The 26,847-nt window shown below is 43.1% G+C and carries 21 protein-coding genes and 1 riboswitch; of the genes, 11 read left to right on the top strand and 10 right to left on the bottom strand.

Going from position 1 to position 26,847, the window contains the following annotated elements:
• Positions 1–312 precede the first annotated feature (312 nt).
• On the bottom strand, positions 313–2,952 hold the full coding sequence (locus ACK8HY_RS04625) for a family 78 glycoside hydrolase catalytic domain (RefSeq protein ID WP_416132917.1): 2,640 nt from the start codon (positions 2,950–2,952) through the stop codon (positions 313–315).
• A 234-nt stretch (positions 2,953–3,186) separates the two neighbouring features.
• Positions 3,187–3,282: riboswitch (TPP riboswitch) on the top strand.
• Positions 3,283–3,342: 60 nt separating this feature from the next.
• On the opposite strand from ACK8HY_RS04625, the gene thiS reads away from it, so the two are divergent.
• The 8 genes from thiS (at position 3,343) to ACK8HY_RS04585 (ending at position 10,597) form a co-directional block, all read left to right on the top strand.
• Positions 3,343–3,549, top strand: a complete 207-nt coding sequence (thiS, locus tag ACK8HY_RS04620) for a sulfur carrier protein ThiS (protein ID WP_077434881.1) — start codon at positions 3,343–3,345, stop codon at positions 3,547–3,549.
• Positions 3,550–3,591: 42 nt separating this feature from the next.
• Complete coding sequence (gene thiC, locus ACK8HY_RS04615; RefSeq protein ID WP_416132916.1) at positions 3,592–5,406, top strand: phosphomethylpyrimidine synthase ThiC; 1,815 nt, start codon at positions 3,592–3,594, stop codon at positions 5,404–5,406.
• Positions 5,403–6,014, top strand: a complete 612-nt coding sequence (locus ACK8HY_RS04610; protein WP_416132915.1) for a thiamine phosphate synthase — start codon at positions 5,403–5,405, stop codon at positions 6,012–6,014. The genes thiC and ACK8HY_RS04610 overlap by 4 nt, the downstream gene beginning before the upstream one ends.
• Entirely contained in the window at positions 5,978–6,598 is a 621-nt protein-coding gene (gene thiE / locus ACK8HY_RS04605) for a thiamine phosphate synthase (protein WP_416132914.1), read from the top strand. The genes ACK8HY_RS04610 and thiE overlap by 37 nt, the downstream gene beginning before the upstream one ends.
• Positions 6,595–7,365: a thiazole synthase gene (locus ACK8HY_RS04600; protein WP_416132913.1), complete on the top strand. Its 771-nt coding sequence runs from the start codon at positions 6,595–6,597 to the stop codon at positions 7,363–7,365. Before thiE ends, ACK8HY_RS04600 begins: the two co-directional genes overlap by 4 nt.
• Positions 7,366–7,374: 9 nt before the next feature.
• The gene (gene thiH / locus ACK8HY_RS04595) at positions 7,375–8,499 is read left to right on the top strand and encodes a 2-iminoacetate synthase ThiH (RefSeq protein WP_416132912.1); all 1,125 of its coding nucleotides are present in this window, start codon (positions 7,375–7,377) and stop codon (positions 8,497–8,499) included.
• 4 nt (positions 8,500–8,503) lie between these two features.
• Positions 8,504–9,214, top strand: a complete 711-nt coding sequence (locus ACK8HY_RS04590) for a HesA/MoeB/ThiF family protein (RefSeq protein WP_416132911.1) — start codon at positions 8,504–8,506, stop codon at positions 9,212–9,214.
• 141 nt (positions 9,215–9,355) lie between these two features.
• On the top strand, positions 9,356–10,597 hold the full coding sequence (locus ACK8HY_RS04585; RefSeq protein ID WP_416132910.1) for a YaiO family outer membrane beta-barrel protein: 1,242 nt from the start codon (positions 9,356–9,358) through the stop codon (positions 10,595–10,597).
• On the opposite strand, the gene ACK8HY_RS04580 is transcribed toward ACK8HY_RS04585, so the two are convergent.
• The 9 genes from ACK8HY_RS04580 to ACK8HY_RS04540 form a co-directional block, all read right to left on the bottom strand.
• Complete coding sequence (locus ACK8HY_RS04580; protein WP_416132909.1) at positions 10,594–14,016, bottom strand: sulfatase-like hydrolase/transferase; 3,423 nt, start codon at positions 14,014–14,016, stop codon at positions 10,594–10,596. The two genes, ACK8HY_RS04585 and ACK8HY_RS04580, sit on opposite strands and share 4 nt — an antisense overlap.
• The gene (locus tag ACK8HY_RS04575; RefSeq protein ID WP_416132908.1) at positions 14,010–15,077 is read right to left on the bottom strand and encodes a hypothetical protein; all 1,068 of its coding nucleotides are present in this window, start codon (positions 15,075–15,077) and stop codon (positions 14,010–14,012) included. The genes ACK8HY_RS04580 and ACK8HY_RS04575 overlap by 7 nt, the downstream gene beginning before the upstream one ends.
• 9 nt (positions 15,078–15,086) lie before the next feature.
• The gene (locus ACK8HY_RS04570; protein ID WP_077434901.1) at positions 15,087–15,443 is read right to left on the bottom strand and encodes a response regulator transcription factor; all 357 of its coding nucleotides are present in this window, start codon (positions 15,441–15,443) and stop codon (positions 15,087–15,089) included.
• Positions 15,444–15,447: 4 nt separating this feature from the next.
• Positions 15,448–19,365 (bottom strand): response regulator, encoded by a 3,918-nt coding sequence (locus ACK8HY_RS04565; protein ID WP_416132907.1) that lies wholly within the window; start codon positions 19,363–19,365, stop codon positions 15,448–15,450.
• A gap of 336 nt (positions 19,366–19,701) precedes the next feature.
• Positions 19,702–20,856, bottom strand: a complete 1,155-nt coding sequence (locus ACK8HY_RS04560) for a TIGR03364 family FAD-dependent oxidoreductase (RefSeq protein ID WP_416132906.1) — start codon at positions 20,854–20,856, stop codon at positions 19,702–19,704.
• 18 nt (positions 20,857–20,874) lie between these two features.
• Complete coding sequence (locus tag ACK8HY_RS04555) at positions 20,875–22,215, bottom strand: DUF5690 family protein (protein WP_416132905.1); 1,341 nt, start codon at positions 22,213–22,215, stop codon at positions 20,875–20,877.
• 190 nt (positions 22,216–22,405) lie between these two features.
• Positions 22,406–22,984: a helix-turn-helix domain-containing protein gene (locus ACK8HY_RS04550; RefSeq protein WP_416132904.1), complete on the bottom strand. Its 579-nt coding sequence runs from the start codon at positions 22,982–22,984 to the stop codon at positions 22,406–22,408.
• 48 nt (positions 22,985–23,032) lie between these two features.
• Positions 23,033–23,857 (bottom strand): glycoside hydrolase family 16 protein, encoded by an 825-nt coding sequence (locus tag ACK8HY_RS04545; RefSeq protein WP_077434909.1) that lies wholly within the window; start codon positions 23,855–23,857, stop codon positions 23,033–23,035.
• 108 nt (positions 23,858–23,965) lie between these two features.
• A complete protein-coding gene (locus ACK8HY_RS04540; protein WP_416132903.1) occupies positions 23,966–24,454 on the bottom strand; it encodes an ester cyclase in 489 nt (162 codons plus the stop codon).
• A gap of 488 nt (positions 24,455–24,942) precedes the next feature.
• On the opposite strand from ACK8HY_RS04540, the gene ACK8HY_RS04535 reads away from it, so the two are divergent.
• Genes ACK8HY_RS04535 through ACK8HY_RS04525 form a run of 3 tightly spaced genes read left to right on the top strand, consistent with a single transcriptional unit; the run spans position 24,943 to position 26,840 of the window.
• Complete coding sequence (locus tag ACK8HY_RS04535; protein ID WP_077434913.1) at positions 24,943–25,875, top strand: ring-cleaving dioxygenase; 933 nt, start codon at positions 24,943–24,945, stop codon at positions 25,873–25,875.
• Between the two features lie 33 nt (positions 25,876–25,908).
• Positions 25,909–26,208 (top strand): GNAT family N-acetyltransferase, encoded by a 300-nt coding sequence (locus ACK8HY_RS04530; protein ID WP_077434915.1) that lies wholly within the window; start codon positions 25,909–25,911, stop codon positions 26,206–26,208.
• A gap of 11 nt (positions 26,209–26,219) precedes the next feature.
• Entirely contained in the window at positions 26,220–26,840 is a 621-nt protein-coding gene (locus ACK8HY_RS04525; protein ID WP_416132902.1) for an alpha/beta hydrolase, read from the top strand.
• The last annotated feature ends 7 nt before the right edge of the window (positions 26,841–26,847 follow it).

Raw genomic sequence — 26,847 nt, 5'->3', positions numbered from 1 at the left:
TAATAGGCTTTGCTTTTGCTAAAAAAGAGCGGCTGACAATCCATTTATACGTGGACTGTTCACTGGTTAATGATCACCTTTCTTCGGATCAAATTCGGATCATATTCGCTAACAGCCAGACAGGTGGCTGAGCCAGAGCAGACCTGAGGCAGATTCGATGCAGAAATTGTTTGGGTAAAACCGGCCACCGATCTGCAGCAATATTGGTCAGTACCGCAAACGATCCGAATAAGGTCCGAAGATAATAGCAAGAAAAGCCCCGCCAATGACAACCATATCCAGTAGAAAAAAATAGGATGTAAACCAGGCCTATTATTTTAATTCCAAATCCATTTGATATTTCCCTGCTTCCAACTGGACTGCACCGCTACTGCGGATATTCGCTGGCGGATAAAAGGTTGCCGTCGCATTCGCCGGTATCTCGACAGTGTATTCGATTTTGTTTCCATTTACTCGCCAACTGGACACAATTTTACCATAAGGCGATTGATAAGAAATCGAGGATTCCTTGAGCTCCTTCGGGAAAATAGGTTTTAACAAGACATGTTTAAAGCCAGCCTGTGTTGGATCTGGCAGGATACCGCCAATGGATTTAAAAAACCAGCCGCCGATCTCGCCAAACATCATATGGTTATCCGAAATATCCCGCGTCGCCTGTAGGTCCCAATTTTCAAGCAAGGTGGTTGCACCATTGACAATCCACCAGCCCCAGGAGGGATAAGTATCCTGTACGGCGACTTTATACGCCGTCTCGCCGTAACCATTATCCTTCAATGCATTCAGCAGTGCTTTAGCCCCAAGTACACCAACATCCAAATGAAAATTGGTCTCTTCTACCCGCTTATTTAAGTTGGCTGCAACTTTGGCTTTCATCGCCTCGGGTACCAGGCCCCAATATAAGGGTACACTTAACTCGGTCTGTGTCCCTGTACTGTAGATCCCTGTTGTGGTATCCAAAAATTTCGTATTGATCGCGTCTTTGATCTTCTGGCTCAATCGTTCATATTTCTGCTGATCACCGGTCTTTCCAAACATTTTTGCGGCCGCGGCTAAGATCGTCGCATCCACATAAAAGTACACCGACGAAGTTAGCTCAAGATTAGATTGCGATTTGACGGGTACCCAATCTCCACGACCAAAGGTGGTCAGTCCATTCGGACTAATTCCGTCCACGTAATCCACATAACGCTTGATATTGTCATAACATTCTGCCAGTAACTTTGCATCACCGTAAAACAAATAGGTCTGCCAGGGAATAATGGCGATGGTACTTGTCCAATCCAAGCCATTTGCCGTACCATATCCCCAGCCGCCGGTCGGAATGATATCGGGCAACACGCCGTTTTCCTGCTGCTCATCCCGATGATCCGCCATCCATTTCTCATAAACGGTAATCCCGTCAAAATTATAATAGGCGGTTTCAATTGCGAGGTGCCCATCCCCCGTCCAACCATTTTTCTCCCGTTGTGGGCAGTCCGTGGGATAACCCATCAAGTTGGACAGGTAGGCGTTGTTAGTCGCTTCCCACAACCCATTGATCAACGAAGAAGAGGTTTTCAGCTGGCCAATGGGCCGTACATCACTATGCATAAAATAAGCCGTAACAGCCGATTCATCCACTGCAATTGGTTCACTGCTGCTCAGCTCAACATAACGGAAGCCCTTATAGCCAAATTTCGCCATAAATTCATCCATTTTCCTGCCACTCAGTGTCAGGATATCGGTCTGAAAGGGTTCCAGATCTTTGTTTCCACGGTAATATACATCAATATTGGACTGATCCAAGCGGCCATTTGCCTGCACGCGTTCGCCATGCTTGATTTTGACCACCGTCCCGGCTTTCCCAGCGATCTTGATCTTCGTTACACCAGCCATATTTTGCCCCATATCAAAGACATAGGTCCTGTCATCGATTTTTTTTATTAATTTCGGTTTATACGATCTGACCAGCCGTATCGGTACCATCTGCTGGGAGACGATATTTGCGGAAGGTGGTTTCCGATACTGCACTGCATGCCATTCTGAATCATCAAAGGCTGCTGTATCCCATCCTGGCATTTCCAGACGGGCATCATAATGTTCACCGGTATAAATATTATTGTAGCGGATCGGTCCTGCCGCAGTCTTCCAGGTTTGGTCTGAACTTACTGTTTCTTCAGTACCGTCCTCATAGACAATACGCAAATCCAAACAAAATGTCGGACGATCCCGCCAGGGTGCCTTGTCAAAATTCCATACCGCCAGGGCTTGATGGTTATACCAGCCGTTTCCCAAAACAATAGCGAGGACATTGTCGCCCTGCTGAAGCTGTCCGGTCACATCTTCCACCAGATACAATGTGCGTTTATCAAACCGAGTATACATGGGATCAAGGCGGTGATCGCCGATTCGCTTGCCATTTATGGACAGCTCATAAAGTCCTGCTGCCGCAATATAGGCCCGGGCCGACTTGATTGCTTTGGCTGCTTTAAAAGCCTTTCTGAAATAAGGGGCCGCCTGTTCGTGAATGTCCTGCTTATCATTGATCCATTTTCCCTTCCAGTTCTGCATCCCCATCATCCCTGTTTCGAACGAGGCGATGGAGGATGTGCTTGGCTTTCCATTTTTGTCCCAGACAAGGACTCTCCAAAAATATTTTGTCTGCGGTTCCAAAGTCGATCCATCATACTGAACCAAGATGTCGGAATTAGACTGCTTTCCACTATTCCAAATACGGGATTTATTTTTCACTAGGGCTGTTGAATCCCTGTCTACCAAGATTTGATAAGCAGATTGCTTTGCGCCCTGTCGCTTATCATCCAGCTGCCAGCTTAAACGGGGATTTAATTTGTCTACACCCAAGGGGTTCTCCAAATGTTCGCATCGGAGTGCAATAGGTACACATTCTTTTTGCTGCTGTGCATGCAATAACGTCCCCATGCTCAGCATGATCATCAGTAAAGTCTTCCTCATATTTCGTAGATACATGTTGACCTCTTGTGTTTCCCACGATGAAAATAGAATGCGTTTCCTAAGAAATCAGGGATGAATTCAGCAGGTTTACAAAAGGACGTTAAATTGTTTTAGTTGATTTAAAAACGAATATATCAAATATTTTCAACATAATAAACAGCCTTGTCTTATTGCAACAGTATTTAAAATTAACAGGGATGTTTTGGATTTTTCATCAAAATAGTCCTATATTAGTTGCGACTTTAGGGGTGTCTGCATATGCGGGCTGAGATTTTACCCTTATAACCTGATCCAGATCATACTGGCGTAGGGAAAAGTAAGCTGTCTACAGGATACATTACCGTATCTTATTGTAGCCATTCCTAAAGTTTTACCAAAAAAATAAAAGGAATGGAACTTACAATCAATCATCAAATCCGATTTTTCGACCCCGCGCCAAATTCGCTAGCCGATCTTTTACAGGTTGAACTTTCCGGTAAAACACAAGGTGTCGCTGTAGCCGTCAATAACCAGGTTATTCCCAAAGACGATTGGCCAAACACATCCCTACGTGCCAGTGACCAGATTCTACTTATTACCGCTACGCAAGGTGGTTAACCATCTTTGGAACTTATTCAATATACCTAATTTCTCCTTAACATGACATCAGAAAAAATCACACAGACCGCTTTTCCAAACTCAACCAAAGTTTTTGTTCCTGGAACACTCTATCCCATTCAGGTCGCCATGCGCCAGATTTCGTTGAGCCCTACCAAATTAAGCAATGGACAGATCGAAGTCAACCCGCCAATCACCATTTATGATACCTCAGGTCCCTATACAGATGGAACCCAGGAAATTGATATTCGTAAGGGACTTCCCCGGCTACGGGAACAATGGATCCTAGACCGTGGTGATGTGCACCAGCTGGACGGTATCAGTTCGCGGTACGGACAAGAACGCCTAGCAGATACAAGCTTAGATGAGCTTCGTTTTGCCTACAGCCATAAGCCGAAAGTTGCGGCACCGGGAAAAAATGTAACGCAATTGCATTATGCCAGAAAAGGTATCATTACGCCGGAAATGGAATATGTCGCCATTCGTGAAAATCAACGTATAGCCCAACTAGCCGACAGTACACCCGGAATGGATCATCAGCATCCCGGGGAGAACTTCGGCGCCCGGACAGCTGGAAAATATATTACACCGGAATTTGTCCGGGAGGAAATTGCTGCCGGTAGAGCTATTATACCCAATAATATCAATCATCCCGAGAGCGAACCGATGATTATCGGCCGTAATTTTCTGGTAAAAATCAATGCCAACATCGGCAATAGCGCCGTCAGCTCCAGCATCGAAGAAGAAGTCGAAAAAGCAGTATGGGCCTGCCGCTGGGGCGCCGATACCATCATGGATCTGTCTACAGGCAAAAATATCCACGAAACCCGCGAATGGATTATTCGCAACTCACCCGTGCCGATCGGTACTGTTCCGATTTATCAGGCGCTTGAAAAGGTGAAAGGTGTTGCCGAAGATCTCACCTGGGAAATATTTCGGGACACGCTGATTGAGCAGGCGGAACAGGGAGTTTCCTATTTCACGATCCATGCCGGTGTTCTCTTGCGCTATATTCACCTAACCGCAAAACGCGTGACCGGCATTGTGTCAAGGGGTGGCTCCATTATGGCTAAATGGTGTCTATTCCATCATCAGGAAAACTTTCTCTATACCCATTTTGACGAAATCTGTCAGATCATGAAGCAGTATGATGTTGCTTTTTCACTGGGTGACGGTCTGCGCCCCGGTGCTATCGCAGATGCCAATGATGCAGCCCAATTTGCCGAACTGGAAACCTTGGGGGAATTGACAAAAATTGCCTGGAAACACGATGTACAAGTGATGATCGAGGGACCGGGCCACGTGCCGATGCAATTGATCAAAGAAAATATGGAAAAACAGCTGGAATGTTGTGACGAAGCTCCATTTTATACGTTAGGGCCACTGACCACCGATATCGCGCCAGGATATGACCATATCACCTCGGCGATCGGCGCGGCAATGATCGGTTGGTATGGCTGTGCCATGCTCTGTTATGTCACACCCAAAGAACATCTTGGCCTGCCCAATAAAAAAGATGTGAAAGATGGCGTGATTACCTACAAACTGGCGGCACACGCAGCTGATCTGGCCAAAGGTCATCCGGGGGCACAATACCGTGACAATGCGCTGAGCAAGGCTAGATTCGAATTCCGTTGGGAAGATCAGTTCAACTTATCCCTTGATCCGGATACTGCCCGTGAGTACCACGACGAAACATTACCTGCGGATGCCGCCAAAGTAGCTCATTTCTGCTCGATGTGCGGTCCCAAATTCTGCTCCATGAAAATTACACAGGAAATCCGGGATACTGCCGCACAGGGTATGCTGGAAAAATCGCAGGAATTCATCGCACAGGGAAAGGAAATCTACTTATGATCATTGCATTGACAGCAGCGGAAGAATTTGCCTCAGAAATACAGACCATCCATGATCTTTTTGTGCATGGACTCGATCTTTTGCATCTGCGCAAATATCATTTTACGGATGAGCAAATGTATCGTTATATCGCATCTATCGATGCGATATACCACGATAGACTGGTTCTTCACTCCCATCCGCAGCTGTCGGATGCACTTCAAATTAATCGGATTCATCTCAACGCACATGATCGCCAAAGCGGCCTATTCGATCCGCAAAACTTCGGAGGTATCTGTTCGACATCAGTCCACCATATCGATCAGTTCAACGCATTGGACAAAAGCTGGGATTATGCCTTTTTAAGCCCTTTGTTTCCAAGCATTTCCAAGGTCGGTTATGGCCAGGAAAATACTGTACTGAGCCAACTTCCCTTCCGGACCAATTTTGATGTCGGCCTGGTCGGTCTTGGCGGAATACAAGCCTCAAATTGCCGGATTCCCATCCATGCAGGTGTAGATGGGATCGCCTTGCTGGGAGCCATCTGGCAAACCAACAACCCTATTCAACATTTTATAACATGCAAAAACTTATGCTCGAAAAACTCCAATATATCTCACAGGGGCTGACGCAGGCTGAACAAAAGAACAATATCCTAAAAGCCCTGGACGCCGGAGCCACATGGATACAGATCCGATGGAAACAGGCGGGAGAAGCAGAATTCGCCATACTTGCGAAGCAAATACAACAGGTTTGCCAGCAGTTTGGAGCCAAATGTATCATCAATGATGATGTACACCTGGCCAAGCAACTGGATGTGGATGGTGTACATCTTGGCTTAACGGATTGCGGTATCGCGGAAGCACGGCAGTTGCTCGGCCCCGAAAAAATTATCGGTGGCACCGCTAATAGCCTGCAAGATGTGCAACAGCGGATCGCAGAAAATTGTGACTATATCGGCCTGGGGCCATTTAAACACACGCATACAAAACAAAAGCTCAGCCCACTATTGGGCTTGGCTGGATATCAAAATATCTTCCAGGAAATCCACCGGCTGGAACTCCCTCCTGTTCCAATCTTTGCTATTGGCGGGATCAGCAGTGCCGAAGATATTCAACATTTAATACAGACAGGAGTTTACGGTGTCGCGGTATCGGGATTGATCACGCAAACACCGCACCTTATTTCATCCATTAAAAATCTCTTCGCATGAGCACATTACACATAGCCAATCGCAGCTTCGAATCCAGGTTATTTATGGGAACGGGCAAATTTGGCAATCTGACCGAGATGAGCGCAGCCGTTGCTGCTTCGGGTTCACAGCTGGTTACCGTCGCACTGAAACGCATCGACCAGCTTGGAGCCGATGATGAGTTAACCGCCGCGCTCGACCTTACAAAAATAGACCTGCTTCCGAATACTTCTGGAGCGAGAACAGCCGAAGAAGCTGTCTTAGCGGCTCAGCTTGCCCGGGAGGCCCTGGAGACAAACTGGGTAAAGCTGGAAATACATCCGGATCCACGGTACCTGCTACCAGATCCTATTGAAACCCTACGGGCAACAGAAGCACTGGCAAAGCTGGGCTTTGTGGTCATGCCTTATATCCATGCGGATCCGGTGCTCTGTAAACGTCTGGAGAATGCAGGTACCGCCGTTGTCATGCCCCTGGGAGCTCCGATCGGAAGCAACAAAGGACTTCGTACCCTGGACTTTCTGGAAATTATTATCGAGGAGAGCAATGTCCCCGTCGTCGTTGACGCTGGAATCGGTGCCCCTTCGGATGCAGCAAAAGCCATGGAAATTGGCGCGGATGCCGTATTGGTCAACACTGCAATTGCCGTTTCCGGAAATCCGGTACACATGGCCGAGGCTTTTAAGCAAGCTGTCATCGCTGGACGTCAAGCTTATGAAGCAGGTTTAGGCGCGCTTTCCACCGGCGCGGTCAGTTCAAGCCCGCTAACTTCATTTTTATTTGATTGATGCTGCGTTATGAACAATTTTAAAGAGATACTCGATCAATACAGCTGGGAAGAGGTTCAGACGAAGATCTATAACTGCTCCGATCTGGAGGTACGCCATGCATTAAACAGGGATAATCTGACCTTGAATGATTTCATCGCGCTGATATCGCCGGCAGCAGCACCTTATCTGGAACAGATGGCTGTCAAAGCCCAGCAGATCACACAACGCCGCTTTGGTAAGACCATACAGCTCTATGCGCCACTTTACCTCAGCAACGAATGCCAGAATATCTGTACCTACTGCGGGTTTAGCATGGACAATAAAATTCGACGCAAAACCCTGAACAACACAGAACTATTGCTCGAAGCCATGGCGCTCAAATCCATGGGTGTCAATCATGTATTACTGGTCAGCGGTGAAGCAAACAAGACCGTGGAAATTAACTATTTTCTGCAGGCCATTACACTGCTCAAACCTCATTTCGCCCAGATATCCATCGAGGTACAACCGCTTGAACTGGCGGAGTATCAGTTGCTACAGGCTGCGGGGGTATATGCTATTTTAGTGTACCAGGAGACTTATCATCGGGAGGTCTACAAAAAATATCATCCCAAAGGCAAGAAATCCAATTTTGATTACCGGCTGGACACACCCGACCGCATCGGGCAGGCGGGTATCCATAAAATCGGATTAGGCGTGCTACTCGGACTGGAAGATTGGCGTGTGGACAGCTTCTTTACCGCAGCCCATATTGCCTATTTGCAAAAGCACTATTGGCAAACGCGGTATTCAATCTCCTTTCCGCGGCTACGGCCAGCCGAAGGTTCCGTAGCTCCCAATTTCGATCTATCAGACAAGCATCTGCTGCAATTGATCTGTGCTTACCGCTTGTGGAATGAAAACCTGGAAATCTCCATTTCTACCCGGGAAAACGAACGTTTTAGGGACCATATTATCCCTATCGGTGTAACGACAATGAGCGCGGCCTCAAAAACGAATCCTGGCGGCTATGTCGTCGATCCTCAGGCACTGGAGCAGTTTGAAGTCAGCGACGAACGGGATATGGAGACCATAAAAAAACAAATCCGGAAAATGGGCTATTCTCCCGTAATGAAAGATTGGGAAAGCAGCTATTCAGGACTAATCCGTTAAATGGATGAAAGAAGACCTTATATTCGAACGTTATAGCCGACAAATCTTTATTGAGGAGATCGGTGTTTCGGGACAACGCAAAATCATGCATTCCAAGGTACTCGTCGTTGGGGCGGGCGGACTGGGAAGTCCTGTATTACAATATCTCGCTGCTGCGGGCATTGGCAAACTTGCTGTGGTCGACTTCGACCGGGTTGAGCTGCATAATCTCAATAGGCAGGTCATCCACAGCGAAAGACAGCTGTATAACGGCAAGGTCAGCAGCGCCGCCGACTTTATACAGCAGCACAACAGTACAATTGATTTCCGGCCTATACCTGTTAAAATCGATGTGGATAATGCCGAAGAAATTCTTCAGCCTTATGATATCATTGTAGATTGCTGTGACAACTTTAAGACGCGTTACCTGCTCAATGAGACCTGTCTCAAACTCAATAAGCCCCTGGTCTATGGCAGTATATATGGATTCGAAGGCCAATTGGCGGTGTTTAATTATTGTGGCAGCAAGAACTTGCTGGACTTATTTCCGACAGCTCCTCCTCCTGAGCTGGTTCCCAACTGTGATAAAAATGGTGTATTGGGTCCATTACCAGGGATAATAGGTAGTATGATGGCCATGCAGGTACTTAAGCTGGCTGCCGGACTGCCTGTAGACTGTAATCAATTGACCCTCGTGGATACACTGCACTGGCGCTTTACGAAACTATCTTTTTAAAACAGAGCCCAAGTAGCTCTCTTCTCTGGGGGAGCTACTTATTTAACGGGAAAATTCATGGAAAAACGCTTATTGGCAAACAATATTTTCTAATTTTAGTTTATATATTAGCAAGCTAAAATCTTAACGATACAATCTGGAATGAAAAAAGTAACCTATCCATTACTATCTCTCGCTTTATTACCTTTATTTTCAATTGCCCAAGAGACGAAGATCACTGCTGATGAGCTCTTTGCCAAAGCACGAAAGGTAGCTTTTGATTCAAAAGATTATCCACAGGCCATTCAATTATCAAAACAGGCCCTTCAACAGGCACCTGATTATACAGATATCAGCATCTTCCTGGGACGTCTTTATACCTGGTCGGACAAGGTTGATTCGGCCCGTACACTCTTTCAGGAGCTGGATAGAAAAAATACGAAGGATGAAGACTTTTTTCTCGCTTATGCAGCACTGGAGTACTGGAATGATCAGGCTGAAAAAGCGACGCAACTGACCGACAAAGGCCTGGGTTTTCACCCGCAATCTCAGGACCTGCTCTTGTTAAAAGCCAAGATCAACTATAGCGCCAATCACTACGATGTTGCCGAAAATGCCGTCCACCAGCTCCTTAAGATCGACCCAAAAAATGCGGAAGCGCGGTCTCTGGCCAAAAACATTGAAGAATATACTGCTAAAAACGCCATTGGCTTAACTTATAATTTCGTCTATTTTGACAAACAGTTTGACAACAACTGGCACATCGTTGGCTTGAGCTATAAACGCGCTACGCCAATCGGCTCGGTGATCTTTAGGACAAATTATGCCAATAAGTTTGCGGAGAATGGTGTACAATTTGAAATGGAAGCTTACCCACGCCTATCCAAGCTATTTTATCTTTATGTCGGAGCAGCCTACTCCAATAATGTGGGCATATTTGCCAAATACCGTACGGGTGTCTCCTTATACGCCAACTTACCAAACAGTTTTGAAGGGGAAATCGGTTACCGTCAGCTCCATTTCAGTGACAATATCTGGATGTATACGGCTTCAGTCGGAAAATATTACGAAAACTTCTGGTTCAACCTGCGAACTTACCTTACTCCCGGCGAGAAGAATATTTCTCAGTCCTATACCGGAACAGTGCGTTACTATACCAAAGGAGCAAACGATTATTTCGGCCTAATAGCAGGTACAGGTTTGAGTCCCGAAGAAAACCGGAATAATTTATTGGATAACGCACAGTACAAATTAAAGACATTTAAAGTGGGTGCAGAATATAATTTTTCGGTCAAACAAAGCAACCTATTTTCGATCTCCGGCACTTATTATAACCAAGAATTCCGACCAAAAGAAAAAGGAAATCAATTGGACATCATCCTTGGTTATATCCGCAAATTTTAGTCTTTTTTCAAGGGTCTAAAATAATTGCTGTAAACGCTATCCGGTAGCAATTGCTTTTGAGTATAAAACAGTTTGTTCTTGCGCTTAAACAATTCAAAGTGCTTGGACATTTCTTCTTTTGCAGCATCCGAAGCAATATCCTCATTGAGGGTTCCATCCAGTTGGTATAATTGTCCTTCAGACAGATGATAATTTCCACGTACAAAATCAGCCAGTTGATTTTTGCTCTGCATCATGGCAATCCCCTCGCCTTTTGCCGACACACCTTTGTCAAGTCCCTGACCGATCCAGGTCACCTGAGCTGGAGTTTTCAGCGCAAAATTTTCTCTATAATAAGCCAGCAACGAAGGGGCGACATCAAAATGGCTTACAAAGTTGTGGAAGGTCTTTGTTTCTTTTAGGAGCGGTGAATAAATCAAAAGTGGCACATGATAACGGTCGATCTTGCTCTGTAGCGGAATCTCCGGCATGGCATGGTCTCCCGTGATAACAAAAATGGTATTTGCAAAATCGGGTCTCTTGCGATATTCTTTAAAAAACTGTTCCATTGCACCATCCAAATTTAAGACCGAAACAAGCTGGGTCCGATTTTCCAGGGCCCACTTTTTTTGCGTTGAGGACAACTCCATAGATGCAATCCGCTGATCAAATAACTGCTCATAATGGGCCACATTATTAATCAGGAAGGGATTATGTGTAGATAGTGTCAGCAGCACATGGAAATAGGGATCCGCTTGCACTTTCTGTACTTCAAGCAATTTGCTAAATACAGCCTGATCTTCATAGCCCCAGCTTTCGCCGCCTTTTTCCGGTAACTTCTTATAGGGTGGAGCAAAAGCGTCCTGGTCAATAAACCTATCAATCTTGTTATAGTCCATGAATTTTTTCATGAAATCGAAATTGGAGTTGCCGCCATAGAAGAACCCTGTATTGAACCCATTATGCTTTAGAATGTTGAACAGATTAAAGTGATCCGGCAAAGTATCCTGCTCAAGGAAACCATGCATGGCGAAAGGCAATGATCCAGTTAATGTAGGTAATACGGAGAATGTCCGTCCCGAAGAGCTCATGTTATTATCCCAATACAGCGATTGCTTTTTTAATGAACCTATAAATGGTGTAAAGTTGCCGATATACCCATTTTCCGAACTATAGGCATGGCCTAAGCCCTCAATCACAAGAATGACTAAATTGGGCGGCCTCGTTGTCTTCTTTAAATAGGCTCCCAGGAAATCCTTAGTGTCCTCAGTTTTCAGAAAAGGGAATTTACTATTCAGTTCTTTGGTATCCACTTCATCCTGATAAAATGCCGCCAGCATGCCGGGATGTTCCGCCACATAATCTGACAAATTAGATTCAAAAAAATACCGCCATTTACTTCGGCTTGCATTGGCTACGAATTCATCTTTTGTCAAAGCGCTTCCCAAAATCGAACCTGAAGAAATAAAATAGGATATAAAACCCAAAGACAAACATGAAATACCCACATAAGCCTTTTTAAAAGTCTGCTTATTGGCAATCCAGAGGGGAACCCAGGCAATCGCAATCAATACTAAAAGTAAAGCGATATTTGTAAAATTCAACATGCCACTGGCTTCCAAAATCTGCTTCAGCTCTTCGGAATTGTAATAAAATAAGTCTGCACCCAGCAGGTTTCTCGATTCAGCAAAATACAAAAACAGGATAAATTGAATGACTATGATTGCTGAAAACGATAAGTCCAGCAGAAACTTGGACCAAAAACTGCTGATGAATTGAAGCAATAAGTAGCCTAATCCCAGGCAGCCCAACACCTGAAAGGCAAAGATGAGGTTATCCACAAGCAAATACTTGCCCGCGTTCGCTTCCGCAAGCTGGGAAAAACGTTGGCCATACCACCACCATTCCGCCCCGATGGACAGCATATACAGCACAAAGAAAGCCAGCATAACAGGGCCTATTTCCTGCAAAGCTGCATTTAAACGTTTAGCCAGGTATTTCCAAACAGACTCATTTGCCTCTTTTTGTTGAAAACCCTGCCTTGTCATTTCGCCCCAGCCATGCTGCTTGCGAAAATAATCCACGACTCCCTGCACACCGGCTTTGACAACAATGGGATGAAAATATAAAGGCTCAAGAACCGCTGTTGTAATTAAGGTCGAAAGATCCCTTTTTTTTGTATAGACCTGATGACTGACAAGGTCAACCAAGATGGCATAGATGGAATAGAGAATTCCGGAAGCGATGACCAGTGAAAATAAAGCAAAGAAGAAGGGCCAGTTAATAATGCCTAAAATAAAAAAGATCACAAAAATAATGTAGCCTGTAAATTCGACGATAGGGCCTAAAAACTCGAATAAAAACCAATATGGCATACTGATCATCCCAAAACGGCCATATTTGGGATTAAACATCAGCTTGCGGTGCTTCCATAGCGTCTCCATAGTCCCTCTCATCCAGCGGTTGCGTTGTTTGCGCAAGATCTCTTTCGATTCTGGCACTTCTGTCCAGCACAAGGGATCGGGAATATTAACGACTTCATAGGCTTGTTTCTGCTCTTCCATATAGCGTCGCATACGGACTACGAGCTCCATATCTTCACCTACAGTATTTCTGTCATAGCCACCACAGGCCAAAACGATCTGACGATCGAAAGCCCCGAAGGCACCAGAAATCAGAATCAGTCCAGAAGCGCGGGACCAGGCCATCCGTCCCAGAATAAAGGCACGGATATATTCCAAAGCTTGTGTGCGACCCAACCAGGACTTTGGAAGATTGACATCCGTTACAGATCCATTAACCACATTGCAATTATTGGCCAGACGTATTACCCCGCCACAGGCAATAACACGTTTGTCTGTTTGTTCCAGAAAAGGTTTCGCTAATTTTAAAATTGCATCCTGTTCAAGAATGCAATCGACATCAATACAGACAATATAATCACCGGCAGAAATATTGACTCCGACATTCAGTGCATCTGCCTTACCCCCATTCTCTTTGTCGACAACAATAAGTTTTTTAAAGGCAGGATTTTTACTCTTATAGATACCCCGGATTTCTTTGGTTTCAATATTTCCCTGGACAAAAAAAGACGTGGGTTCAAGTTCGTAAGCTGCGATCAGCTTTTGCATGGAATCATCCTTACTTCCATCATTCACAATGATAATTTCCAAATTATGGTAATAGAGGGATAATAAGGAGCGTACATTTTCAATGATGGTCATGCCCTCATTATAGGCAGGTGCAATCAGACTGAAGGTCGGTGCATTGGGATTTGTAGCAACGATGCTATAATCGGTAAACGCGTTTTTATGTTTATAGCGAAATACCGCCCCATAAGCATACAGCCCTATCCAAGTATAAATAATACATACGGCAGCAGAGTATAACAAAAATAGCCAAACTACAATTTCATAGACAATATGGGAAAATTCTAACATTTTTTCTCTTGCAAAGCGTGTTTAATAATCTGTATAAGCTCGTCTCCGGTCGCTGTCTCCTGCGAAATTTCGCGCAAATAGTCGGTTTTTCCTAAAATCACCAGCACTTCGGCCGCAGCAATTTTAATCGATACTGCGGCATTATTCCACAATTGTTCCTTTAGAAAGTTCTCACTTTCCCTGCTCCTGGCGATCTTCATGGATTTTAGAATTTCGAGCTGCACATCAATCGGCTGTTGGTCGAAGCAGGCAATAAACTGTCCGATCGTCGCGCTATTTTCTATTGCCTGCATGCTGCGTATTGCCTGCACACGAACAGGAATGGCCGGATGAGCAAGCAACTCATATACTTCCGCATAAAATGACAGTAATCTAAATTTGCGGATCAGGCGTAAAGTAAATATCACGACGGAATCATTTGTACGCTTTAACCAGCTGTAAACCTGTGCATCGGAAAAGTCAGGTAAATACTGAATAGAGTATAGAAGACGTAGTTGCTGCCAATCTGATAGGGGTTTATCAACATGTTCCAGGAATCCAAGACCTTCATAGCCCTGAAAACTTACCATAGCGTACTGTGCTTCCTGATAAACTGCCATCCGCTCATCATTCAGCTTCGCTTCTATTTCAGGAATTGCTGCTTCAACATTCATTGCTGCCAGTTCCTGTATACCGCCGGCAACGAGATATGCTTTCCTATGTCTTAACTTTCGCCAGGCTTCGTCTTCCAGTTTAAAATCATAAAACAGGCTATTTATGGATTCTTTGGCTGCTCCCGAAAACTTCCGGTCGGAGTCTACCAGTACCTCTAAAAAAAGCGCCCGAAAGGATGGTTCTTTTAAATGCTTGCTAAATTCCTGATCCCGTTCACGATTTGTATCACTGCCCACAATCGTCTCCATAATTTTATATTCAATAATCTGTCTCCAGGATTGTCGGTTATGCAAGATCCTATAACTATAAAAGCTAAATCCCAGCACGGCAATAATCAGCAACAGTACCAGAATCAGGACGACAATAATCGCTAGAATAAGCTCATGTAGGAAGATATGGCTGGGCATACAATACGTTTATTTAGTTGTTAAGCGTTTTATTCTCAGGATCAGTTCGTTTGGACTGAAAGGTTTAACCATAAAATCCGATGCGCCAAGATCAAAGGCATCTACGACCACTTCTTCCTGCCCCATACTTGACAACACAATGACGGGAATCTTTTTTCCGATGCGTTTTATCGCGGAAAGAATTTCGATCCCCGACGCAAATGGCATCATAATATCGGTTACCACCAGATCGAAATCTGATGCCTCAATCTTCTCGATTGCTTCCTGACCATTTCTAGTTAAAACAACTTCATGTCCTTCCTTTACTAATTTGTGTTCTACGGTACGTAAAATTAACTCGTCGTCTTCGGCAATTAAAATCAACATATTCCTATTTATTTAAAATTTTCGTTATCAAGTCCAACCCCAGCTCCATTTCTACTTCAATTACAGCAAAGGCTTTCGAGAGATCGGTGTCGGATGAAATGCTAGTTTCCAGTTCTTCCGTTAATTGGGCAAGTTTAATCAATCCGGCGGTTGAAGAAGTTCCTCTCAATTTGTGTAATAGCTCCTTCATACGCTTCAGGTCATTTTCCTGTATTGCTTCTGCGATCTGAACACCCGATGCTGTAATTTCTTTGATGACCAGGTCAAGGAAAAAAGATAAAAATGCAGGGTCATCGCCTGCCTGCTCATGCAGGCGCTGTACATCCAAATGTGTTTCAAGCTCAGCTGTTACCTCTTCTGATATACCAGAAGAGGTCGAAACAGATAACATAGCTTTTTCCAACGCATTAAATAAATCCTGTTGGCGAATAGGTTTAGCTAGAAAATCAGACATTCCCGCATTCAGACAGCGTTCTTTCTCTCCAGAAATATTGCCGGCTGTGATACCGATAATGGGTGTATTTTGATATTCTTTCATTTGACGGATCTGTTTCGTTGCTTCGATACCGTCTACTTCGGGCATTTGTACATCCAGGAGAATGAGGTCAAAATGGTTTGCTTTAGATGCCTGAATTGCTTCCGCACCATTGGACACTTCTGTCAAAATTGCATCGGGCATAATACTGGCCATCATCCTTACATTCAATGCCATATTGACCGCATTGTCATCCGCTAGCAAAACCTGCATTTCCTTTCGATAGACATCAGCAGATAAAGATAGATTTACCTTTGCCTGTTCCGTATCTTCTTTATTTTGTTGGATAGCCCTACGCAGGGTCTGGTACAACTCCTCCGATTTAATAGGTTTCAATAGACAAAATGAGCCTTCTTCCTGTCTAAATGTTGAAATTACTTCGTGCTCTTCGGAAGATGTATGCAATACAATCAAGGGAATACCTTCTTCCTGTTGTCGAAAGAGTTCCTTGATCTTTTCAATGGTTTCGAGTCCCGATAAAATAGGCATATGATAATCCATTAAGATGACATCGAAACGCTCACCCTTCATCAGCAATTGCAAAGCTTCCATACCATTTTCCGCCAAAACAGATTCGACTTGTTTATAACTCAGCATATGCTGCAGGATGGTGCGGTTGTTTGCATTATCGTCTACGACGAGCACCCGATTTAACGGTAATTGAGCATCTTCCTGCTCCACCGCCTCGCAGGCAACATCAATATCAAAATAAAAGGTAGACCCAGTGCCCAGCTGACTGGTCAGGTTTAACTTACTGCCCATATATTTCAATAAATTATTGGAGATCGTAAGTCCTAACCCAGTCCCGCCATAACGTTTGCTGACAGAACTGTCTTCCTGTGTAAAGGCATCAAAAATACGCTGCTGTTTTTCCTCAGGAATTCCGATCCCTGTATCACGTACTTCAAAACGCAGGCGTAGCTTATCATCAGTATGATGCAGCTGACTTATTTTGAATTCAATTTCCCCTTTTTCAGTAAACTTAACCGCATTGCCCAATAAATTTATAAGCACTTGTTTAATACGTGCATCGTCAACCCATATAAAGGCGGGCAATCCTTGCTCGATATTCAAAAGCAATTCGACTTCCTTTCTTTGAGCTTGGTATAAGACAACATTGATCACCTGATTGGCGATATCGTATACATTATGTTTATCGACAAACAGTTCCAGTTTTCCGGACTCGATCTTCGAAAAGTCCAGAATATCGTTGATAATATTTAACAGACTGTTGCCAGATTCATTAATGTAGCCCAAGTATTGCATTTGGATATCATTGAGCGGTGTTTTCAATAAGAGATCCGAGAATCCGATTACGCCATTTAATGGAGTCCGGATTTCGTGACTCATATTGGCCAAGAACTCTGATTTGGCTTTACTTGCCAGATCCGCCATTTTTTTCGCGTGTTTTAGTTCCTCATTTTTTTGGACAGACTCCGTAATATTCTGTGTGAAAATAATAATCCCACCAATGCTTCCATCGGTCAAATGCCAAGGTCTTACTTCCCAGTTGAAATGCTGTGGTTCGGCTATTCCACCCGCCTGAATAACTTCGTCTATATTCTTATAAGGAATCCCCCGCAATGCATCCTGATAGATTTTCTTTCGCTGTTCCGGAATATTTGGAAAAAGTTCAAACAGGTTTTTATTAAGCAATTGAGTTTCATCTTGATGAAAGTCTTCAATCCATTGGTTGCTCAATGATACATAATTAAAATCACGATCGAACATCGCCACGGATGCAGGCACATAATTCACAAACGCGCGCAGCATGGACTCTTTGCGTTCCAGTTCCAGGTATAGCGACTTACTCTTATCAATATCCTGGATAATACCAAATACCCGTTTACAGACATCATTCTCATATTCAGGAATTCCTTTTACCCTGACCCAAATCGCTTCTCCGCTCTGTTTCAACAGACGCAATTCCGTATCATAAGGTTTTCGGTTGCGGACCGATTCTTCAAATATCTGCCGTAGGGCGATTTGGCTTTCGGGTTCATAAAAACCGATGGCATGTTCAAAATCCGGAGTAAAATCAGGATCAACGCCGTGGATCAACTTTGTGGACTCTGACCAATATACCCTATTTTCAGCCAGGTTTACCTCCCAGCCACCGACCTGAGCAACAGCATTGGTCTGCTCCAAAATTTGTTTGGTATGCAGCAGGTCATTTTCCAAACGCATGCGATCGGTCATATTCAATGCAGTACTGACGACATAGGGCTTACCGTCTTCGTCCAGTTCGACCATATTGTGATAAAGCCAATAAATATCTTCCCCCTCTTTTGTCCGCAGGACCATCATTGCGGAGTCTTCTTTATTTTTAGCAATACGTTTTAAGTATTCTTCAACCAATGCCACATGATGTGGCGGAACCAATTTTTTCAGATTGAGCGACTTTACCTCTTGCTGTTCATATTTCAGCATGACCCTTCCCTTTTCATTGACAGCAAGAATATTGCCTTCCATATCATGCATACTCATCAGGCCAATGGCATTTTCAAAGAAACTACGGAAGCGTCGCTCTGAATTTTCCAGTTTCAGTTTTTCCTGACGCTCTTTGGTGACATTACGGCCAAAGGCCAGAATTTCATGGTTGATGGGGTCATGTTTAAAATGCCATTCAATAATGACTTCACTGCCATCTGCGATGGAAGTTGATGATGTCGATTGAATGCCGAAATCAGCAGCTTCGATCTGCTTTAAATCAGCAGCTAGTGTCTTCGTATCATCTTGCAATAATGTAAAAAGGGATTTTCCAATGCTATCTGGCCTTGATATCCCCAGTACACCGGTAAAGGCAGGATTGACATCTTTAACCCGGCAATTTTCATCCAACACACAAATAACATTGTTTGTCAACTGAAAGATTTCGGAGAAATATCCAGCCTGCCGCTTTCTTTTCTTTCCAAGTAGGATCTTGGTCACTCCTTTTCCAAGCTCTTCCAATAAATGTCGCTGCCGATCCGAAAGTGATTTTGGTTGAAAATCGATCACACAAATGGTTCCCAACACATCTCCATCCTCATCCATCAACGGTACCCCAGCATAAAAACGGATATTACCTTCCCGGATCAAGGGATTGGCGGAAGAGCGCGGATCTTCAAAGGTATCCTCGATAACGAGCAATTCCTTACTCAAAATCGTATATTGGCAAACGGTATTTTCTCTTTCGACAGTATCCAGCTCCATACCCACACAACTTTGTATACGCTGTGTTTGCTCTTCCATCATCGCTATCAATGATGCGGGACAGTCGGTAATCAAACAGGCTGCCTGCGCAAATACATCCAACTCGGGATCTTTCCCTAGTCCCATTAACTCATAAGACTTTAATTTCTCTATCCTTCGCCATTCATTTTCAGGGAAATTCTGATTTGCCATAAGTTGCTGTTTGTAATTTTTGGTTTTAATATGCCTGTGAAGTTAATAAAAAACATTGTTTAATACCTAAGCAATAAGGAAATATCATTGGATTGCTCTTTTATAAAGAACAATATTACCAGCAAATAGTTGGTACCAGTGAGCAGAAAGTTTTTAATAAACAATTGCAAACCGCTAGCAAAAATTCTTAATAATTAATTTTTTAAAACTACAAACTTATTCTATTCGCCTATAGATTGCTTTTTTCCTGCGAAATAGTTTAGCTGACACCAGGCTTAGAAAGAAAAAGGTCCTACTTTCGCTAAGTAGAACCTTTTTTAATGGAGGGGAACGTAATTAAAAAAGTTTTTCAATACTTTGTTCGGCATACCCGGCACTGGCTGTCATTCCTTTACCGCCGATACCGGTACGTACATGGATACGTGGACTAATGTCAACTTCAAGAATATGGTCTTTATGCTGTGAGTAAAAGCCCGACCAGGACGAAGCAATCCAATCTTTCTGCATCGGAATAATTCGGTTAGCTTCAGCGATCATAAGTTCGTTGATATAGGTATCCACTGCAAAACCCAGTTCATCCAATCGATTGCCGGCCGCATATTCATGTGAATCGCCAACAATAATACTACCGTCAATGGCCTGTTTAAATAAAATATGGATGCCATATTTGCGCAGTTCGTGATAATGTTCAGGTACAGGAATAGCGCCAAATGACGGACAATATTCTTCGAAGCTTTCATAACGGCGAATCGTTAATCCAGTCAGGATATTTCCGGGTAGTTGGATCTGAGGCAAAGGTTTGGTACGCATCATTTGCAATTTACTGATTTCTAAACCGCTATCATCAAATAGAGAACGATACAGGATCTTAAATTCATAACCGTTGCAGATAATTACTTTAGCCCCTGTAAAGGTTTCTAGGCTACTTGTTGTCAAGCATGCCATTTCATTGGCATCTTCGCACGCGATAACAGTTGTGTCATATTTCAGCGTATACCTATCAAATTTTGCCTGCATAAAAATATGCAGCTGGCGAATCATCGTTTCGGGCTCAGCACTTAGTTCCTGTTCAAAAACAATGGCTTCTTTCACGTAATCCGCATTCATACTGGGATATTTTGCCAGGATTTGCTCTTTAGACCAAAGGGCATGCTCATATCCTTTGGTTTGATAATGTGCGGATAGTTCGTGGATGACCTGCACTTCATCGGCATCGGACGCGATATAAATACTGCCATTATTCCGAATGGAAATATCCATTTCCTGTTGGATGGATTGGTATATTTCCAATCCCCTTACACCATAATCAAACCACTCCCCTGCCATTCCTGAGGGCACCACCTGGCCAAAGTTGCGTACAGTAGAACCTACAGGAAAATTATCTTTTTCCAGCTGTAGCACACGTAAGCCTTTTTTCAGCGCGTGATAAGCATGAAAAGTCCCCAAGATACCACCTCCAACAACAATTAAATCGTATGTATTTGTTTTCATTCTTTAAAAATATTAGCATTAACTTATTTGTACTTCACCATTGGATGCTTGCCAGGGCTGTACCAATTTATCATCTTTTTTTGTTTTCATCTGCTCTTTCTTACGAACAAAATAAACGAGCGAGAAGATCGCCAAAATAGCACCTATGATTGAAGCAAGATAAACCAGTTGAATAAAATAAGTTCCCCAGGTGACTGAATTTGGCAAAAATTCTTTATTCATTAATATGAGAAAGCTTCCTAAATACCCCACCGAATCAGCCATATACATCACAAAACCGATATTACTTTTCATACGATAAGTCGCAATCATCCGTTCAAAAAATATGGCATTGTAAGGAATATAGGCCATGTACAGTCCCAAACCCACCAATAACATCCAACTGAGTCCCCCGATCCAGTGCCTGGTAAATAAATAGGTAGAAATCCCCGCAATAAGAAATCCCAGAATAATCATGTAATGAATCAGCTTAAATGCCTTCAGGTTGTTTTTTACCATAATCAGGCAGCCTATTAAAATTAAGACAATTAATGCAATCGTTCCATCGACTTTCGCAAAAACACCGGCGCCTTGGAGGTGCAGCATCTGCCAGATTTCAATCTCGAAATTGTCCCGCACATCGCGTAAAATGGTCAGCATGGTATAGATTATAATGGTCAGGATAATACCCGGCATGAATACACTAAAAAAATGTTTGCGCATCGTTGCATCCATTGCCACGCGTTCGGTCCGTAAACGCTTATCTTCTGCAGTCGGCCCAGGCGTATTTTCCAAAATCCATACACACAGCACAAAGGGTAAGAAAAAGAGCATCCCCGTTAAAAAAGGCATCCAAAATTCATTAACCTGAAAGGTATCCATTAACCAACGCCCCACAGTCTTGATAAAACCAGACGCAAAAATCAGACTCACCGACATGACGGCTCCCATAATTTCCGTATACCGACGACCTTCGAGGTAACTGAACACCAAGCCCCAAACCATTCCCAATGGAAAACCATTGATAAAAAGAAAAATGACATTCCACGGTTTTGGTAAAAGCGCAAAAGCCAATAATCCTGCCCATGAAATACAGATCAGGGCAATTAAATAACGTCCTCTATGCCGTTGCTTGCTTTCGGAGATAAATTTAATTCCGTAGAACTTCGAGAACAAATATCCCAACATCTGGATAATGACCATGCACACTTTATAATCTAAACCAAAAATAGATTCACTGGCAAAAGCCGAAGCTGTGAATGATTTCCGAAATGAATACATACTTGTATAACATAAAAATGCAGTAATAGCCAATAATATGGCCACCGAACGCTCGTCAAATCCCGCTATACGTCTTTTTACTCGCTGGTTAAAATCCATGATTTAGAATTGTTCGCGGACTTCATTGTCCGCAATCAAAAGTAAATTCTGGAAATTAACATAACACTAAACTTTTGTTAAGTATTTATAAACAAATATAAATAACTGAAGTGATATTGTAGGTAGAGAAATAAAAAAAGCATCACTGTTGGGTTCAATGATGCTTTTTCATACTGCTTAATGCGTAGGGCTAGCGTTTATTTTCGAAGAAATACACAATAAGCATGGATGCTTTTTCCTTTCCTACATTGCGTGGTGTATGCGATAATCGTCCATTAAAGAAAATGGAGTCACCTTCTTCCAACCTGATTGTTTGGTCCTGGAATACATACTCCACCTCTCCGCTGATGATGTATTTATATTCATAGGCCTCGGTTTCTACCATCGGACGCTGTGCATCGGGCTGCAGTTCCAAAAGAACGATATCCATGGTAGAGCTATCCATGGCGGAGGTGAAGATTCGTTTATAATGAAATCCTATCGCATGTTCCTTTTCGAAGGCTGTATAGCTGTCTTTTTTTCGAACAACTATTGGCCCTGCGTCGAGGTCGGAATTAAAATCTTTAAAGAATTCATTCAGGTCGACATCCAGCGCATTGATAATATTGATCAACACCAACAGGGATGGAATCGTTCGATTATTTTCGATCTGCGATATGAGGCCCTTGCTTACACCAGCTTTATCCGCAACCTCCTGTATCGTGATTCCTTTCTCCTTGCGGATCTCTTTAATCTTATAACTTATTTTGAATAGTGTATTATCTTCCATAATTGGGTCAAAAATAAACATTATTTTCGCGGTCGGTATGTTAAGTTTTTATTGATAAATCTTGACCCAGTCTACCCGCATTTCGACTGGCAACTGTTCGGGATCTACTTTTCCCACCCAACTACCACCAAGCTGCTGGTCTATCAATAGGTAAAAAGGCTGATCATAAGGCCATTGCGAAGCATCAACACCGTTTATACGCGGATAAGTAAATGTATCCACACCATTCAATTGAAATACAATTCGATCTGGATACCAGCTTATACCATAGACATTATATGCTCCAGCATTGACTTTTGCTGTTCCCGAATGTTTGGGATTATCTTTTTGTCCGAGATTCAACGTATAATGCGAATGCGTCGTCTGATAAATTATATCATCAAAATTGAGGTGTTCCATGATATCAATTTCCCCATTTCGAGGGTATTGACCATATCTATCCAACTCGGCCAGCATCCACATCGCTGGCCATGCACCTTGTGCACTACCCAGTTTGGCTCTTATTTCGATACGTCCATACTGAAAGGCAAACTTTCCCTTACTCCATATCCCACCTGTTAGAAATAGTCTTGTATCTTTCTGCTGATCCGTGTTTCGGATCCCTTTGAGAATCAATTCCCCTTTTTCCCATCCAAAACAGGCATCATCTTGGCTCATATGACGGTTCCAGTCCGACCCACCTGCCGGAATCCGGCTCCATTTGCTCGTATCCAAATTTGGTGAATTAAAGTTGTCTTCCCACACAAGTTTCCATTTTTTTGTTTCCCGTCCGGGATTTTGCAAATACACCTGGGGGTGTTCTTTTGGATTATGATGTACACTGCACGCGGATATGAGGATATAAAACAGGCCTGCACCTAAAATTCGCTTCATTTAAATTAATTATTTTCTATAGTCAATACAAAACTACCCAATTTATGGATAGCGTATTAAATATAAGACCTTTTTAAAAAGGAACCAGCATTAATATCAAATAACTGATTAAAACATCGGATGGCTGTTAGCGGACTCCTTGGGCACATCTTGCTGTGCGTCCCAGTGTTCCACAATCTTTCCATTTTCTAAGCGAAAGATATCTATTGTAGACTTGAGACTACCAGCCGCATTTTTATTCTTAATATGAATAAATACGAGATCACCATCTGAGGCAATACGTTGCACGTCTACCTTGGTTTTAGGCTGCCCTTCAAACCACTTTGCAGCGGCGGCTTTAAATGCGGCTGCACCATCAGCTACATGAGGGTTATGCTGAATATATTCCGGCGCAATATATTTGTCTACGGCCGATAGATCCTTGTCGCCGAACATCTGCTGATAGAAGTCTAATACGATCCGCTTATTTTCTTTATTGATATCTAGCTGTGTCTGATCCTTTTCTGCGGGTTTATTAGGCGTGCTTTTTTGCCCACACCCGGTAAATAAGAGCGCTACGATTGCTGTCAACAGCATAAAATTTGTTCGTATTTTCATTATCTGAACGTATTATGATGGATAAAAAACCGATTATATGTCTCAGTTTGGTATTGATAATACCCAATAAACAAACATTTGGTTTATCGTTTTGTTTTCCACCAGTTGTTTCCTTTAGTGAAGAATAGGCTGAAAAAGATGGCATGATAATTGAAAATTACCCCATAGTATAATATTCAGAAATATACATTTCATAAATTTAGGTTAATAATTGGTTAGATTAAAACACCAGAAGTTGGGGACTTCTGGTGTTTTTTTTTCTGAAAGTATCTGTTTTCTATGGATCAGAAATAATCCACAGTTGATTTTTGGGGCCATTGCTGCCTCGTAAAAGCACGAAAGTCTTGTTTAAAGCCCTACTCCTTTTAAAAAGTTATCGACAAGCTAAAACAAAAAGTTCATTTCTTGTTTTTATTAATCTAGTTCAATGATTTTTTTTCTTGGCTGCCGTAATTTTACATCAGTTAAGAAAATAAAAAACAACAACCATGGACAATAAAATATTAGGACTACACCATATTACAGCGATAGCTGATAACGCAAAACGAAACCTTGATTTTTACACTGGCGTACTTGGACTCCGTTTGGTAAAGAAAACTGTCAATTTTGACGACCCTGGCACCTATCATTTTTATTTCGGGAATGAACAGGGGGATCCGGGCACCATCCTGACCTTTTTCCCTTGGGAAGGTATTGGCAAAGGTACACAGGGTGCGGGTATGGCAACCCATATCGGCTATGCTGTTCCCGAAGGAAGCCTCGCTTTCTGGAAAGACAGATTGAAAGCGCATAATGTTGCATTCCAGGAAAATGAAATTTTTGGCGAAAAGTTAATTTCATTTACAGATCCTGACGGTCTACAGATCCAATTTATTGAACCGTTAACAAAAGATCACAGAAAGGTGTGGACAACCGCAGATATCACGAATGAAAATGCTTTAAGGGGATTTCATAATATTACCCTATCCTTAAAAGAGGCTGATCCGACACTAAGGGTCTTAACGGATATATTAGGATACACGGTGCAAGGTCAGGATAGTGGACGCTACCGGTTGACGACCGACAGCATAGATACGGCCAATATTGTTGATATTCTGGCAGATCGCAACCTACCTTACGGTCGTAATGCTGCCGGTACGAATCATCATGTGGCCTTTCGGGTAAAAGATGACAACATTTTAATGGAATATCGCGAAAAGGTGCTTTCTGCAGGTTTGGATATTACACCAAAAATCAACCGGGATTACTTTTTCTCCCTTTACTTTCGGGAACCTGGTGGTGTTTTATTTGAGATCGCAACAGACAATCCCGGATTTACAGTGGATGAGCCCTTAGAGCATCTTGGAACAGCTCTTAAATTGCCAAAACAATACGAAGGTCATCGGTCGCAGATCGAAGCTACATTACCAAAAATAAATTAGGATCGACATAAAAACGATTAAGTAAAGCAAAAAATGGAAAGAACAGAAATTGTACTGGATAAAAATCAGCGTGGTGAACTTCAATTATTCTCTGATGAGAAAAAAGCTGGTTTAATGAGCATCGCTATTATCGATGGAAGATTGGTCGTCTACCATACCGAAGTCGATGAGGCCTACGAAGGCAGGGGATTTGCCAAAATACTTTTGGAAAAACTGGTGTCCTATGCGCGGGAAAACACCATGAAAATTGTCCCGCTATGCCCTTATGTAAATGCACAATTCCATCGTCATCCCGACATATATGACGATGTATGGTTTAAGAAAACAGTATAGGAAAAACTATAATGAGTCACTCAAATAATATTAAAACAGCTGGACACAGTTTAGAAAATACAGAAAAAGCATTGATCATGATTCATGGCCGTGGCGGAAATGCAACGGACATTCTGAGCATGTCTGCTTACCTGAATGTGGGGGATTACGCACTACTCGCACCACAGGCAGACAATTACACTTGGTATCCATATTCCTTTATGGCTCCTGAGCAAAGCAATGAACCCTGGTTAAGTTCGGCAATTCAAATCATTGAAAATACGGTACAACTTGCTTTGGATAAGGGGATCAAAACTGAAAACATCTATTTCTTCGGATTCTCCCAAGGCGCATGTCTAACGCTTGAATTCCTGGCACGCAATGCCCGGCGGTATGGGGGGGCGGTCGCCATTATTGGTGGACTAATCGGCGAAACAATCGATCCGGATAAGTATATGGGGGACTTTGCGCAAACACCTATATTTATCGGCACGAGTGATCCTGATCCTCATGTTCCGTTGGAACGCGTTAATGCGACAGTGAAAATTTTGGAAGCACAAAATGCGGATGTTAAACTAGCCGTTTATCCAAATTTCGGTCATTCCATTAATCAGGAAGAGATTACGATTGCCAACGAGTTTGTCTTTCGTTAGGCGCCCA

It is taken from the genome of Sphingobacterium sp. NGMCC 1.201703 (assembly GCF_047784615.1).
Classification (GTDB): Bacteria; Bacteroidota; Bacteroidia; order Sphingobacteriales; family Sphingobacteriaceae; genus Sphingobacterium.
Note: the sequence above shows the minus strand (reverse complement) of the source record. Positions and strands in the feature narration are given on the sequence as shown.